Raw genomic sequence first — 14,613 nt, forward strand, 5'->3', positions numbered from 1 at the left:
CGGAGAGGAGGGCCGCCCCCTACTTCAGGGGAGTTCGACGAGGCCGGTGAGCACCCGGCGCACCATCCGTTCGAACAGCACGTGGGTGTCCTGGGACGCCTCGGTGCCGGGACTCGCCGCCAGCGCCGCCGCGATGAGCGGGTGGCGTTCCTCGGTCGCGGTGGCCAGGTAGGACGTGCGAGCGCGCCCGGGACCGTCGGGCGTGTTCCGGCGCTGGAGTTCGGTGCGCGCGAACAGCGTCACCAGCCCGTTCACCAGCCCGATGATCTCCAGACGGGACGCCTGGGGCAGGGAGGTCGGTTCCAGGGCGCGGAGGGCATGCTCCAGGTAGTCCATGCCGCGAGGCCCCACGGTGGGCTCCGTCGGCAGGTCGAGCAGCCACGGGTGGCGCAGGTGGACCTCCTTGGCCCGGCCGGCCAGGGCGGCCAGGTCCTCGACCGGGTCGCCGCTCATCGGCGCGTCGAGGTCGATCTCCCCGGTGACGGCGTCGGCCATGAGGTCGAGGAGGTCGTCCCGGGCGGAGATGTAGCGGTACAGCGAGGCGGGGCCGGTGCCCAGTCTTCGGGCGACCTGTCGCATCGACACGGCGGCGAGGCCGCCCTCGTCGGCCAGTTCGATCGCGGCGGCGGTGAGCTGTTCGCGGCTGCGCTCCGGCGCGGGGCCCCGCGCGCCCCGTTCGGGACGGCTCCATACGCTCGTCGGTCCCTCGGCCATCGGCCCCCCTGTTCCCCTTGCCACGACGGTCCCCTATCCTAATACTGAGAACAGTGATCGCAGTATTGAAGGGAGAGCGACCATGGACCGACGAACGTGGAGTCCCGTCCGGTGGGCCCGGAACGGCGAGGTTCGACTGGCCTTCGACACCTGGGGGGAGGAGAACGGAGGAGACCCGATCCTGCTCATCATGGGTATGGGCATCAACCGGCAGTGGTGGCCGGACGACCTGTGCCGAGCGCTGGCCGAACAGGGTTTCTCCGTCGCCCGTTACGACAACCGCGACTCCGGTGAATCGACGTACCTGCTGCCCGTCAGGACCCGCAAACCCTTCACCGCCCTGATGAGGCGCCGCGGCGACGCCTACACGGCCGAGGACATGGCCGACGACGCCATCGCGGTCATGGACGAGCTCGGATGGGGGTCGGCGCACGTCTTCGGGATCTCCCTCGGCGGGGCCATCGCGCAACGCGTCGCCATCGGACACCCGGATCGGGTCCGCACCCTGACCTCGATGGCCGCGGTCCCCGCCGACGTGTCGGGCCCGGGGCTGCTGCGCTACATCAACCTCTTCTCCATGGCCCGGCTCGTTCGCTGGAACCACCCCGCCACCAGGGAGGGGGCGATCCAGGGGAGCCTCGACATCGCCCGGTTCTGCGCCTCCTCCCGGCGCCCCTTCGACGAGGAGGAGGCGCGCGAGAGGGCCGAACGCCTCGTCGACCACGGCAGCCGTGACAACCTCGCGCACAGTCGGCAGATCGGCGCCCAGTGGCACGGGCCGGGGATCGACGCCATCACGGTGCCCACACTGGTGATCCACGGCCAGGACGATCCGCTGATCCGGCCGCGCGCGGCCGCCGACATCGCCTCCAGGGTGCCCGGGGCGCGACCGGTCGTCCTGCCCGGGGTCGGCCACGACGTTCCGGGGTTCGCGCGTCGGCCCGTCGCCGAACTGATCCGGGGCCTGGCCGACGAGGCGCCCGCCTCCTCCGGTTCCCGCTGACCCTCGGGGCGGGTCGGGAGCCCCCTCTCCCACCCCGGGGGGGACGGGCGGTGTGGCCGTCGTCCTTTCCGGGAACGATGACGAGAGCCGGGGAGGGATCGGCCGCGTTCGTGTTGCGATCTACTGATCGGTCAGTCGTACCGAAGGCCGCGACGACCCTGCCCCTTCTTCACCTAAATTCCCCATTCACCTGCGAAGACATGGGTCTCTTCGCGTTCGCTCGGGCGCCGTGTCTCCGTGCCCGATCGCAACGGAACATTGCGAAAATCGCCATGGCGTTGTTACGTTCACTCTCGTGAGCGATGACGCGACCGACGACGTGCGCGGTAGGGCCCGAGAGGCGATCCGCCGATCCGGACTTTCCCAGAGACGGTTCGCGGAGCGACTCGGCATCGACCCCAGCAAACTCTCCAAGTCCCTGACCGGGACCCGACGCTTCACCGCCCGGGAACTGGCCGGGATCGCCGACGAGACCGGGGTGACCGTCAACTGGCTGCTCAACGGCCAGGACGACGCCGAGACGGTCTCGGTGCCGCCCCGTGACTCCTCGGCCGTGCGACCGCCGCCCCCGGGCCTCGCGGACCGGCCCACGGCCGCCAAGGAGCACAACCGCCGGTTGCAGATCATCGAGGCCGCGTGGACGCTCATCGCCGAGCACGGATACCACTCGGTCCGCGTCGCCCAGGTGGCCCGCGCCTGCGGAACCTCCAGCGCCACCGTCCACTACCACTTCCCGACCCTGAACGACCTCCTCGTGGAGGCCCTGCGCCACTCGGTCAAGCAGGCCTTCGACCGGCAGGTCGCCGGTCTGCACACCATCGAGGACCCGTACGAGCGGCTGCTCCGGCTCATCGAACTGCAACTGCCCGCCTCCGAACGGCTGCGCCTCGAATGGTCGGTCTGGCTCCAGATCTGGACGGCCGCCGCGCTCGACCCCCGGATGCGCGCGCTGCACGCCGATTCCTACCGGCGCTGGCACGAGACCATCGCCCTCACCCTGAGCGAAGGGCGAGAGCGCGGGGTCTTCGGCGACTTCGACGTCGAGGAGACCACCCGGCGTCTCACCGCCCTCATCGACGGACTGGGCATCCAGGTCCTGACCGGGATGCCCGGCCGGTCCGTCGACCACATGCGCGCCACCCTGCGCTCGGTCATCGATCAGGACCTCCTGGCCGACCGCATGCCCCGCACCTCCTCCTGACCCCTCGGGCCCGTACCCCGACCGGTCTCGGACCTGACCCGACCCTGCCCCGCCACCCATGTCCCCGCGAAGAGACGGAGCCTCGCCATGAGCGACACCATGAACCTCAAACCCATCCTGACCTGCGCACTCACCGGTGCCGGCGACACCGTGGGCCGGAGCGAGCACGTTCCGGTGACCCCGAAGCAGATCGCCGCCTCCGCGGTCGAGGCCGCCGAGGCCGGCGCCAGCGCGGTGCACATCCACGTCCGGGACCCCGAGACCGGCGCCCCCTCGCGCGACAACGCCCTCTACCGGGAGGTCGTCGACCGCATCCGCCAGACCGGCGTCGACATCGTCATCAACCTCACCGCCGGCATGGGCGGCGACCTGGTGATCGGTCAGGACGACCCGCTCCTCTTCGAGGAGGGCACCGACCTCGTCAACGGGCTGGACCGACTGCCCCACGTCGAGGAGCTGCTGCCCGACATCTGCACCCTGGACTGCGGCAGCCTCAACTTCGGCGACGGCAGCCAGGTCTACATCTCCACCCCGGACATGCTGCGCGCCGGCGCCAAGCGCATCCAGGAGCTGGGCGTCCGTCCGGAGCTGGAGATCTTCGACACCGGCCAGCTGTGGTTCGCCAAGACCATGCACGCCGAGGGCCTCATCGACGACCCGACCATGTTCCAGCTCTGCACGGGCATCCCCTACGGGGCCCCGGCCGACCCGGGCGTCCTCATGTCGATGGTGAACATGCTCCCCGAGGGCGCGCAGTGGGCGAGCTTCTCCATCGGTCGCGGGCAGATGCCCTGGGTGGCGCAGTCGGTGCTGCTCGGCGGGCACGCCCGGGTGGGTCTGGAGGACAACCTCTACCTCAGCCGCGGGGTGAAGGCCACCAACGGGCAGCTCACCGAGAAGGCCGTGAACATCATCGAGCAGCTCGGCGCCCGGGTCGCCACCCCCGACGAGACCCGCGCGATGCTCAAGCTGCGCAGCGCCGCCTCCTGACCCCCGCACCGCCCACTCCTTGAGGAGCACCATGACAGAGAACGCGAGAGTCGCCCCCGAGGCCGTGCGCACGGTCGCCTGTATCGGAGCGGGCGTCATCGGAGGCGGCTGGGTCGCCCACTTCCTGGGCCGCGGCTACCGGGTGGTCGCCTGGGACCCGGCGCCGAACGCCGAGGAACGCCTGCGCGACCTGGTCTCCGCCGCCTGGCCCGCCCTGGAGAGCCTCGGCCTGGCCGAAGGCGCCTCCATGGAGAACCTGAGCGTCGCCGCCACCCTGGCCGAGGCGGTCGCCGACGCCGACTTCGTCCAGGAGAGCGCGCCCGAGCGCCTCGACCTGAAGATCGACCTGTTGGCCGAGATCGACGCCGCCACCCCCGAGGGCGTGGTCATCGGCTCCTCCACCTCCGGCTACAGCATGAGCGAGATGCAGGGGAGCGCCCGGACACCCGAGCGGCTGGTGGTCGGCCACCCGTTCAACCCGCCCTACCTCGTCCCCCTGGTCGAGGTCGTCGGCGGCGAGCGGACCGAACGGTGGGCCGTGGACTGGGCCTGCGACTTCTACCGGATCGCCGGCAAGTCGGTGATCGGCATGGACCGCGAGCTCCCCGGCTTCATCGGCAACCGGATCCAGGAGGCCGCCTGGCGCGAGGCGCTGCACATGGTCGCCGAGGGCGAGGCCACCGTCGAGCAGATCGACCTGGCGATGACCAGCGGGCCCGGACTGCGCTGGGCCTTCTTCGGCCCCTGCCTGACCTTCCACCTGGCCGGGGGAGAGGGCGGCATGGCGCACATGCTCGACCACTTCGGCCCTTCGTTGAAGTCGCCGTGGACCCGCCTCGAGGCCCCCGAGCTCACCACCGAGCTGCGCGACCGCATGGTGGCGGGCACCGACGAGGTCGTGGCGGGGCGTTCCACCGCCGAGCTGATCGCCCAGCGCGACCGTCGCCTCATCGCCGTGGCCCGCGCCCTCGAAGAGGTCGAACGCGCGGAGGCCGCCGAGCGGGCGGAGGGGACCGCGTGAGCGCGCCCCTCGTCCAGCGGCTCCTCCCTGAGTGGATCGACTACAACGGCCATCTCAGCGAGGCGTACTACGTCCTGATCTTCGGTTTCGCGACCGACGCCCTGATGGACCGGATCGGCCTGGACGCCGCCTACCGCGAACGCACGGGATGTTCGCTGTACACGGTCGAGGCGCACGTCCGGTACCTGAGGGAGGTCGCCGCCGACGCCGAGGTCGAGGTCCACACCCGGGTGATCGACCCGGGCACCGCCGGTCCCGGACTCAAGAAGGCGCGGATCTGCCACGAGATGTGGGTCGGTGACGTCCTGGCGGCCACCGAGGAGCTCATGACTCTCCACGTCGATCAGGGGGAGGGGCGTACGGTGCCCTTCCCCGATGAGGTCGCCGATCGGATCAGGGCCCTCGCCGAGCCCGCCCCCGACTACGCGGGACGCGCCATCGGCTGAGGCGCGGGAGGGCGCCGCCGTGGTCGCGCCACGGCGGCACCCTCCTCCGGCCCGAACGCCTCAGACCCGGGGGTCGGGGGTCTCCGTCGAGGCACCGGGGGCCCAGGACTCCGCCTCGGTCAGGGCGGCGATGACGACGGGAACGTCGATGGCGACCACGGCCAGCCGCCATTTCAGGGCACCCGAGCGGAGATCGAGGATGCACGAACCGGCGAGGCCGTATTCCCGTGGTCGGAGGAGCCTGGGAGCCCTGAGCCCGAGGATCTCGATGGGGGAGGGGATCGGGATGGGCTCCGCGTAGCTCCGGAACGGTCGATACCGGCGCCAGGTGAGCGGCTCGGCGGCCCCGAAGCGCATGATGAGCAGGCCCTGCCGGTAGCGGTGTTCGGCCTCCAGATGGGCGACGGCCCTCAACGGAAGGCCCGCGCGGAGGTCGCGCAGGTCCTGGGCGGCGGCCTCCGGGTTCCCGCCTTGGATCCCCCACCACCACTGCCGGGGGTCGCGGATGACGTCGGGTATGGCTCTCGTGCCCGCGGTGTTGCGCGCCTGGGGGATCACGGGGCGCCCTTCTCTCGATGTTCCGTTTTCGAGAGAGTCTACGAAGACCCCCGCGAGGCCGGGTACGCCCGCCGCGGTCTCAACCGACGCATTCGCAGTGGGGCAGGGCCACGTTGAGGACCACGGCCGCCACCGCCAACACCAGGGGCGCGGCCGTCGACACCACGGCCAGAAGGGTGAGGGCGGCACCGGCCGGAGGTTCGTTCGGGGCTATCTGGCGCCGAACACGGCGCACAGGGCAGGCACCGCCGATGGACAGGGTCGGGTCCGGAGCCCCTTCCGGAGCCGCCATCCTGCCCAGGGCGTGTGCCAGCGCGTTGGGGCTCACCTCCCGGGCCGCGTGGTCGTCCGCGACCCACTCGACCAGTTCGGAGATCTCCACGGAGGCCGCGGCGAGAAGGGGCACCCCGGGAAAGGCGCGGTCCAGCAGTCGTGCCCAAGCGGTCAGGAGGTGGTGGCGTCCTCGCAGGTGGGCGCGCTCATGGGCCAGGACGGCCTGGAGCTCTCGCCGGGTGAGGCGCTCCAGACCGCCGACACTGACCACGATGTCCTCTCCCCGCCCCGGGAGACAGTAGGCGCGTGGTCGGGGGTCGCGCACCAGCCAGAAGTCCTCGCGGTCGATCGTGCGCCTGCTCGCCTGGGAGAGGAGCCAGCGCCGATGCCGGATCAACCAGTGGTTCCGTTTCCGACGTCGGCGCACGGCCACCCAGCCCAACCGGGTCAGGGCGAGAGCGGAGGTGCCCGCGATCACGATCAGACCCGCCCCGGCGTCGTTGGCGTCGATCGCCTGTACCAGGTTCAGGCAGGCGGCGATCAGCGCCTTCACCCCAGGGCCCATGACCTGGCTCGCCAGGGCGCCCGCGAGGACCACGCAGGTCGACGCCCAGGAGGCGATGCCCAGACACCAGAGACCGAGCATGACCCGGGGCGAGGCCCTGTGCCGGTGGTGGAAGGCCCGGAGGAACCGATGCCCGTACAGACTCCAGGCGATCAGCCCGACCACGGCGAGCAGGGACCAGGTCATGCGTCCTCGTCTCGGGGGACGTCGGCGAGCAGTTCACGGAGAACGTCGAGGTCGTTCGGGTCCATACGGTCGACGAACAGCAGAAGCGCCTCGCGGGCGTCCCCGCTGTCGTCCAGGGCACCCCGCATACGGTCGGCGGCGAGGGAGTTGCGGTCCCTCATAGGGCGGTAGAACCACAGCCGTCCGACGCGTTCACGCTCCACCCATCCCTTGCGGCGCAGGTTCTCCAGAACGGTGGAGATCGTGGTGTAGGCGGGGTCCCGGCCGCTCAGCGACTCGATCACCTCGCGCACGCTGAGCGGCTCTCGGGATCGCCACAGGGCGGACATGACCTCGGATTCCAAGGATCCGAGTCCGGGGATCGGGTTGGCGTTCATCGGTGTCGAGCCCATCGTCCTCGAAGTGGTGGTCCATGGTCGATCATCGTGTTCGATCGGTGGCCAGGGCGGTGAACACCCGGGTCCGATCGGTGGTCTCCACACCCATGATGGCCGGACCGTCCTCGAGGGCGGCCACGGGAGGTTCCCTCGCGTCCCGCCACCTCTCCCCGGCCTCACCCGTTCTCACGTCGAGGGCCCGGTAAGAGCCTTCGCCCGCGAGATACAGAGTGGAGGCCACCAGGGCCCGCGGTCGTTCGTCATCTTCCACTCGCCCCAGCCGAACGGGTGCCTCTCCCGCGTCGTCGAGCCTGAACGCGTACCGGCTCTCGGGTTCGTCGACGGGGGAGGCGACGGCCACCGTCCGTCCCCGCCCGGCGTCCAAGAGCACGGGGGTCCGGGACTCCGCGAGCGTGAGCAGGAGGTGCCCCGTGGCCAGGTCGTGCACCGAGTATCCCAGGATCCCATCGGCCTCCGACGTCCACTCGAGGGCCACGGCCGCGGTGGCCCCGTCGGTGGGACGGGGGCCGGGGCCGACGCGGACCCCCGGTTCCTCCCAGAGGGGAGGTATCTCCAGGTCGGTGTGCTCCCACAGGGTACCGCCGGTGGAGTCGATCGTCCGGAGGGTGTCCGCGCTCCGGGTCAGGACCATGCCGCGATACTCGTGCAGGGGTGTCTCCCCCCGTTCCTCGTCCGCGATCACCGAGCCGGTCGCCGGGTCGAGCGCGACCTTGGGGCCGGTGCGGTCGCTCATGACGCTGCCCTGCACGGCCGCGAAGATCAGCCCCGGCCCCACCAGGGTGCCCGGAACGTCCACGGGGCCCCATACGCGCCCGCCGTCGTCGGGGTCGAAGGCCGAGGCCGTGGTCACGGTGGCGAGAAGACCTCCCTCGGGGTCCTTCTCCTTGTCGAGCAGGACCACCGGTTCCGAGCCGTCCCGAGGGTCGTGGGCGATGGCGAACCCGGTGCACTCCGGGTCGCGTTCGGCCGCCCACCTGGTCCGGCCCTCGGCGTCGACGGCCAGGAACCGGAGCCGTTCGCCCGCCGACCCCTGGGCCACGCCGATGAACATCGACCCGGCGGCCTTGGGTTCGGAGGTGAACGGCGCCGTCCACAGGGGCTCTCCCCGGAGCGGCGGGGGAGGGGAGACGGAGACCTCGGGCGGGGGAAGGGCCGGATCGTCCACGAGCCGCACGGCGGCGTCCTCCGTACCGGGCGGCGCGCACGCGCCCACCAGCAGCGTCACCGCCAAGACCACCGCGCGGCCCGCGTTCGAGGGCACGATCACTCCCCTTCCGAGGTCTCGCGCGCGCTCGGGTCGCGGTCCGTCGTCCTGGCGTCGTCGGAGGCGCTCGCGCCGCCGCGCCGGGCGAACAACGCCAGTGCGCCGAGCAGGACCGCCACCAGGACCAGAGCGATGACGTCGGTCGTGCTCCCCAGCCGGGACAGAGGTTCCTGAGCCCGGTAGGCGACCTCCTCCAACCACCGCATCCCCGGAAGGCCGCTCATGGACGCGGTGCCGTCGAAGACCAGGAAGATCACCCCGACCCCGATGAACAGGGCGCCGCTCAGCACGGCCGTGGTGTGCGTGGTCAACGGACCCACGCGCAGGGAACGGCCGCGCAACCAGCGACGGCGTCCCAGGTCGAACCGGTCCCATCCCAGGGCCAGGAGGAACATGGGAAGGACCATGCCCAGGGCGTAGGCGGCCATCAACAGCATGCCGCGCGCCGGGGTCCCGGTGGCCGCGACGGTCAGCACCGCCCCCAGGATCGGTCCGGAGCAGAAGCCGGCCAGACCGTAGACCGCCCCGAGCCCGAGGACCGACAGACGTCCGCGCCCCGAGGCGAAACGCGACTGGGCCCGGGCCAGAGGACCCCAGGTGTAGCCCCACCCCAGGATCTGGATGATTCCGAAGGCGATGATGACGCCGCCGGCGATGCCGATGAGCGTCTCCCTGTGCCCGTAGAACAGGACGCTGACCATGGCCGATCCCGCCCCGAACGGGATCAGGGTCAGGCACAGGCCGATGTAGAAGATGCCGGTGTGGAGCAGCAGGTGCCCCGGGTTCCGGAAGGCGTAGGCGAAGAACGAGGGCAACAGAAGGGCGCTGCACGGGCTGAACAGGGCCAGCACCCCGCCCGCCGTCGCCGCCAGGAGACCGATGTCCATGGGTTCACCCCTCCGCGGCGTTCAGGGCGGACTCGATGCTCTCGACGAACACCGGCAGCGGCTGGGCCCCCATCACGGGGTCCCCGTTGACGATGAAGGCCGGGGTGCCGGAGACACCGATCCGTTGGCCTTCGAGGAAGTCGGCGTCGACCCTGGCCGGCAGGCTCTCGTCGTCCAGGGCCTCCTCGAAACGCTCCGGGTCCAGGCCGCTCTCCTCGACGAGCTCTCGGAGGAGCGCGTCGGGGTCCGAGGACGACTTCAGTTCCTCCTGGTGCGCGAAGACCGTCTCCTGGTACTCCCAGAAGGCGTCCTGTTCGGCGGCGGCCAGAGCGCCGAGGGAGAGCTCGCGGGACAGATCGCCCAGGTAGGGGAACTCGCGCCATTCGATGCGCAGGTCCCCGGAGTCGACGTAGCGTTCGACCAGTTCGGGTTGGGTCTCGTGGGCCCAGGCGGCGCAGAAGGGGCAGGCGAAGTCCGAGTAGGCCACCACCACCACGGGCGCGTCGACGGCCCCCATGGCGCCGGGGTCCTCGGCCTCGCGCCTGGCCAGGGTCTCTCCCCACGCTCGCTGTTCCTCGCCGACGTGGTCCTCGCCGGAGCCGCCCGAGACCTGGACGTCGGAGGCGTCCCCCTCGGGGTCCCCGTCCTCCAGGGCGATGCCGATGGTCACCGCCAGGACGAAGGCGAGCAGTACGGCACCGGCCACGATCAGGGGCATGTTGGAGCGGCTCTTGGTCCGGCTCGACATGGGCACCTTCTTTCTATCTTGCATAGAGAGTATTCTATGGAGGATAGAAAATGCTGCCGAGGTGTTCGAGGAAGAGGGGGACGTATGCGCTCATGGGGGCGTCGAGAGTGGACCGTCGCGGCGATCGGAACGGCCGCGACCCTGCTGCTCCTGGGGGTTCCGGCCGTCCTCGTCCCGAACGGGCTGTTCTCCAGGGAGGTCGATCCGACGTGGTGGTCCTATCCGGTGTGGGCGGCGGCCTCGGTCCTGACCGGCCTGGTGGCGGCGACCTACGTCCGCGGCGCGACGGGACCGGCGACGGAGGACGTCGATCGAGGCCGGGGCAAGGGGATCGTCGGGGCCGCCCTGGCCTGGTTCGCGATCGGCTGTCCGGTCTGCAACAAGCTCGTGCTCCTGGCGTTGGGCGCCAACGGGGCCATGACCTGGTTCGCGCCGCTCCAACCTCTGCTCGCGGTCGCGGGCCTGGCGCTCTCCGCGTGGGCGCTCGCCTCCCGCCTGCGCGCCGCCGAGTCCTGTCCGCTGCCCACGCCCTGAACCGTTCGCTCCACGTCGCGCGTGATCGGATTCCTCATGACCAATGGGCTGTCCCCAGGTGAAATGTGGAGAGGGGAGGGGACCTTCCTCACCTCCTTCGCGCACCTCGCGTGCGGCGCGTATCCGCAGGTCGAGAGCTCACGTGCACGATTCCGGCTCGGGAGCCGCGCGGAAATCGGGGATCCTTCACCTCCTACACAACCGCCCGGTCGGCTGATAGAAGTTCACGCGTAAGGCTCCCCCAGCCGCCCGGAGGCTTCCCATGAAACGCCGGTGGTCGATCCGTTCACGCGCGAGTGCGGTCGTGGCCGCGGGTTGCGCCTTGATCCTCACCCTCCCCCCGGCCGTCGGTACGGCCGCCGCGGACGACGATCCACGCGACCACACCGCCTTCAGCGAGAACGTCGAGGTCCCCCCGGAGGGCTCGGTGGCCCGGGACGACGCTCCCGCCCCTCGATTGGAGACGTTCGAGTCCGAACGTCCGGTCGCCCCCGGCGTCACCCTGAGATCGTTCGACTCCTACGGGCCGGACGGCTACACCGGGAACCCCACCTGGTTGCAGGGCGACCTGCTGACCACCGACCTCACCGGCGGCGTCGGCGTCGACTACCTGTTCCCCGGCCGGGTGACCGACCGCGAACCCCTGAGCGCCCAGGCCGACCGCGTCGGCGCGGTCGCCGCGGTGAACGGCGACTTCTTCGACATCAACGCCTCCGGAGCCCCGCAGGGGGTGGCGGTGCGCGACGGCGAGCTGATCCAGTCCCCGATGCCCGGCGAGTACGCCGGCTCCTCGGTGATCTTCACCCCGGACGGACTCGGCTCCATCGGCGAGGTGTTCTTCGAGGGCACCATCGACCTGCCGACCGGAGAGACGCCGTCTCTGGACGCGATCAACAAACCGGCGCTGGGCGCCGGCGAGATCGCCGCGTTCACCCCGCTGTGGGGCGACCACTGCCGCTGCCGGGCGGTCGAAGGCGCCGCGGAGACACTGGAGGTGGTGGTCGCCGACGGCGTCGTCACCGAGATCGTGGACCGACCGCGAGAAGGGGAGATCCCCGACGACACCTTCGTCCTGGTCGGCCGTGAGGACGGTGCGACCGCCCTCTCCGATCTGACCGTGGGCGACGCGGTCGGCATCGACTACGAGGCCCGGGCCGCCGAGGACCAGGAGATCCACGCCGCCCTCAACGGCCGTCAGATGCTCGTCGTCGACGGCGAGGTCCAGCGGGCCTCCGAAGGTAACAACACCCCGGGCGCCCCGCGCACGGCGATCGGGTTCTCCGAGGACGGCTCGCGGATGTACCTGCTCAGCGTCGACGGCCGCCAGCCCTCCTTCTCCGAAGGCGTGGGCCTCGACGAGCTGGGCGAGATGATGGTCGATGCCGGCGCGCACACCGCGCTCAACCTCGACGGGGGCGGGTCGACCACCATGGTGGCGAGAACCCCCGGCTCGGAGCGGGTACGGGTCGAGAACCGCCCCTCGGACGGCGCGGAACGACTCGTCCCCAACGGACTCGCGCTGTTCGCCCCCGAGGGCAGTGGACGACTCGACGGTTTCTGGGTCGAGACGCGGATCGAACCCGAACGCGCCGCGGGCTCCGGCTACGTCGCCCCGAGCCGCCCCGACCGGGTCTTCCCCGGACTGACCCGCACGCTCACCGCGTTCGGTCACGACGAGACCTTCGGCCCGGCCGAGGGCGTTCCGAACTGGCGCTCCGACGACGGCCGGGTCGGTCTGGTGGACCGCGAGGGCGTGTTCACCGCCCATACGACCGGTATCGCCACCGTCACCGCGAGTAAACTGCGCGCCAGAGGCGAGATCGAGCTGACCGTTCTGGGCGACCTCGCCCGGATCGAGACCACCCCCGAACGGGTCGGACTGGCCGACGCCGACGCGTCCACCGTGGTCGAGGTGACCGGCTACGACGCCCAGGGGTTCGCCGCGCCGATCGAACCGGCCGACGTCGAGCTGTCCGTCGACGAGAGCGTCGCCCGGGTCTCGGTGACCGAGGACGGACGATTCGAGATCACCGCCGCCACCGACAGCGGTTCCACCCTCGCCGCGGTCCGGGTCGGCGACGTCGAGACGACCATGGCGATCACCGTCGGACTGGAGGAGGTCGTCGTCGCCGACTTCGAGGACGCCGCCGACTGGACCTACTTCGGCGAACGCGCCGACGGGGACGTCACGGTCGCCGAGGGCCGGGACGGCAAGGCGGTGGGCCTGACCTACGACTTCACCACCTCGACCGGGACCCGCACCGGAGGCGCCCTGCCGCCCGGCGGGCGACTGGAGATCCCCGGACAGCCGCAGGAACTGCGCGCCCAGGTGCGTACCGAGGGGAACGGAGAGTGGGCCAGCCTCCAGGTCTGGGACGGCGCCGGCCAACTGCTGCCCGCCCTGCGCGCCGGATACCTCGACGAGGAGGGGTGGCGGGAGCTGGTCTTCGAGGTCCCGCCGGGCACGCAGTACCCGCTGTCGCTGCGGCGCCTCTACTTCGCCGAGACCGAACCGGACGCGAGCTACCGGGGCGAGGTGATCCTCGACGAACTGACGGCGATGGTGCCGCCCCCGATCGACGTGCCGCCCACCGAACCGGTCGTCGACCCCGTGGTGGCCTCCGGAACGGCCGTGGCCGACCAGGACTGGCGGTTCGCCGTCCTGTCCGACGCGCAGTTCGTCGCCCGCGACCCCGACAGCGAGATCGTCGCCTACACCCGGCGGGCGCTCCGAGAGATCCGCGACAGCGACGCCGAGTTCCTCATCATCAACGGAGACCTCGTCGACGAGGCCGCGCCGGAGGACTTCGCCCTGGCCCGGACCATCCTCGACGAGGAGTTGGAGGGTGAGCTCCCCTACTACTACGTTCCGGGCAACCACGAGGTGTCCGAGGGCACTCTGGACAACTTCCGGGAGGCCTTCGGGGAGCCCCACCGGGTGGTCGACCACCACGGCACCAGGTTCATCCTCCTGAACACGGCTCGGCTCTCGTACCGGTCCAGCGACTGGTCACAACTGCCCCTGCTGCGCGAGGAGCTCGACTCCGCGGCCGAGGACCCCTCCGTGACCTCGGTCGTCGTCGCCCAGCACGTGCCCTTCCGCGACCCGTCCCCCTCCAGGGCGAGCGAACTGGCGGACCGCAAGGAGGCCACCGCCGTCGAGAACTGGCTGGCCGACTTCCAGGCCGACAGCGGCAAGGGCGCGGCGTTCATCGGAGCGCACGCGGGCATGTTCCACGCCGACCGGGTGGACGGGGTGCCCTACGTCATCAACGGCAACGCCGGCAAGAACCCCTCGACCGGCCCCGCCGACGGCGGCTTCACCGGCTGGTCCCTGTGGGGGATCGACACCGACGGCGCCGCCTCGCGGGACTGGGTGCGGACCGAACTGCGTCCCCACGTGGACGGTCTGGAACTCGACGCCCCGGCCTCGGTCGCGGTGGGCGAACAGGCCGATATCACCGCCACGGTGGACAATGACGGGAGCGCGGTCCCGGTCGCCTACCCGGTGAGCGCGGACTGGTCCGGCTCCGACGACGTCCACATCGGCCCGGCCGACGAGGCCGGGGAGGAGCACGCCGCCTCCTTCGACCCGGCGACGGGCCGGTTCGACGCCTTGAGGGCGGCCACCGTCGACCTCTCCGTCACCGTGAACGGCGTCACCGAGCGGGTCACCATCGACCTGACCTGAGGCCTGACCCGCCCCGTGCCCTCCGGTGACCCCACCGGAGGGCCCGGCCCCTCGTAGAGAAGGGCCCGCCACCGACCCCGCGACGGTGACGGGCCCTTCCGTACCCACCTCGATCGAGGTGGGAGCCAGGAGTG

14 protein-coding genes are annotated in these 14,613 nt (G+C 71.2%); 7 read left to right on the top strand and 7 right to left on the bottom strand.

Features of this window, described 5'->3' with window-relative positions:
• Positions 1-24 precede the first annotated feature (24 nt).
• Entirely contained in the window at positions 25-714 is a 690-nt protein-coding gene (locus TR33_RS21975; RefSeq protein ID WP_017533715.1) for a TetR/AcrR family transcriptional regulator, read from the bottom strand.
• Positions 715-796: 82 nt separating this feature from the next.
• On the opposite strand from TR33_RS21975, the gene TR33_RS21980 reads away from it, so the two are divergent.
• The 5 genes from TR33_RS21980 (at position 797) to TR33_RS22000 (ending at position 5,375) form a co-directional block, all read left to right on the top strand.
• A complete protein-coding gene (locus TR33_RS21980; RefSeq protein ID WP_017533716.1) occupies positions 797-1,717 on the top strand; it encodes an alpha/beta fold hydrolase in 921 nt (306 codons plus the stop codon).
• Between the two features lie 295 nt (positions 1,718-2,012).
• Complete coding sequence (locus TR33_RS21985) at positions 2,013-2,918, top strand: TetR/AcrR family transcriptional regulator (RefSeq protein ID WP_017533717.1); 906 nt, start codon at positions 2,013-2,015, stop codon at positions 2,916-2,918.
• Positions 2,919-3,005: 87 nt separating this feature from the next.
• Positions 3,006-3,908 (top strand): beta-keto acid cleavage family enzyme, encoded by a 903-nt coding sequence (locus tag TR33_RS21990; RefSeq protein ID WP_017533718.1) that lies wholly within the window; start codon positions 3,006-3,008, stop codon positions 3,906-3,908.
• 31 nt (positions 3,909-3,939) lie between these two features.
• Complete coding sequence (locus tag TR33_RS21995) at positions 3,940-4,929, top strand: 3-hydroxyacyl-CoA dehydrogenase NAD-binding domain-containing protein (RefSeq protein ID WP_042285170.1); 990 nt, start codon at positions 3,940-3,942, stop codon at positions 4,927-4,929.
• Positions 4,926-5,375: a thioesterase family protein gene (locus TR33_RS22000; RefSeq protein WP_017533720.1), complete on the top strand. Its 450-nt coding sequence runs from the start codon at positions 4,926-4,928 to the stop codon at positions 5,373-5,375. Before TR33_RS21995 ends, TR33_RS22000 begins: the two co-directional genes overlap by 4 nt.
• A gap of 60 nt (positions 5,376-5,435) precedes the next feature.
• On the opposite strand, the gene TR33_RS22005 is transcribed toward TR33_RS22000, so the two are convergent.
• The 6 genes from TR33_RS22005 to TR33_RS22030 form a co-directional block, all read right to left on the bottom strand.
• On the bottom strand, positions 5,436-5,933 hold the full coding sequence (locus TR33_RS22005; protein ID WP_017533721.1) for a hypothetical protein: 498 nt from the start codon (positions 5,931-5,933) through the stop codon (positions 5,436-5,438).
• A gap of 79 nt (positions 5,934-6,012) precedes the next feature.
• Entirely contained in the window at positions 6,013-6,957 is a 945-nt protein-coding gene (locus TR33_RS22010; RefSeq protein ID WP_017533722.1) for a M56 family metallopeptidase, read from the bottom strand.
• Entirely contained in the window at positions 6,954-7,349 is a 396-nt protein-coding gene (locus TR33_RS22015) for a BlaI/MecI/CopY family transcriptional regulator (protein WP_017533723.1), read from the bottom strand. The genes TR33_RS22010 and TR33_RS22015 overlap by 4 nt, the downstream gene beginning before the upstream one ends.
• A 28-nt stretch (positions 7,350-7,377) precedes the next feature.
• Positions 7,378-8,616: an outer membrane protein assembly factor BamB family protein gene (locus TR33_RS22020; protein ID WP_042285215.1), complete on the bottom strand. Its 1,239-nt coding sequence runs from the start codon at positions 8,614-8,616 to the stop codon at positions 7,378-7,380.
• 2 nt (positions 8,617-8,618) lie between these two features.
• Positions 8,619-9,506, bottom strand: coding sequence for a cytochrome c biogenesis CcdA family protein (locus TR33_RS22025; protein WP_017533725.1), 888 nt, complete (start codon positions 9,504-9,506; stop codon positions 8,619-8,621).
• 4 nt (positions 9,507-9,510) lie between these two features.
• Entirely contained in the window at positions 9,511-10,254 is a 744-nt protein-coding gene (locus TR33_RS22030; protein WP_042285174.1) for a DsbA family protein, read from the bottom strand.
• 84 nt (positions 10,255-10,338) lie between these two features.
• On the opposite strand from TR33_RS22030, the gene TR33_RS22035 reads away from it, so the two are divergent.
• Both TR33_RS22035 and TR33_RS22040 read left to right on the top strand, forming a co-directional pair.
• On the top strand, positions 10,339-10,788 hold the full coding sequence (locus TR33_RS22035) for a hypothetical protein (RefSeq protein WP_017533727.1): 450 nt from the start codon (positions 10,339-10,341) through the stop codon (positions 10,786-10,788).
• 262 nt (positions 10,789-11,050) lie between these two features.
• Positions 11,051-14,479 carry a phosphodiester glycosidase family protein gene (locus tag TR33_RS22040; RefSeq protein ID WP_042285177.1) on the top strand — a complete coding sequence of 1,143 codons (3,429 nt, stop codon included), beginning with the start codon at positions 11,051-11,053 and terminating at the stop codon, positions 14,477-14,479.
• The last annotated feature ends 134 nt before the right edge of the window (positions 14,480-14,613 follow it).

It is taken from the genome of Nocardiopsis alba, from assembly GCF_000710955.1.
Classification (GTDB): Bacteria; Actinomycetota; Actinomycetes; order Streptosporangiales; family Streptosporangiaceae; genus Nocardiopsis; species Nocardiopsis alba.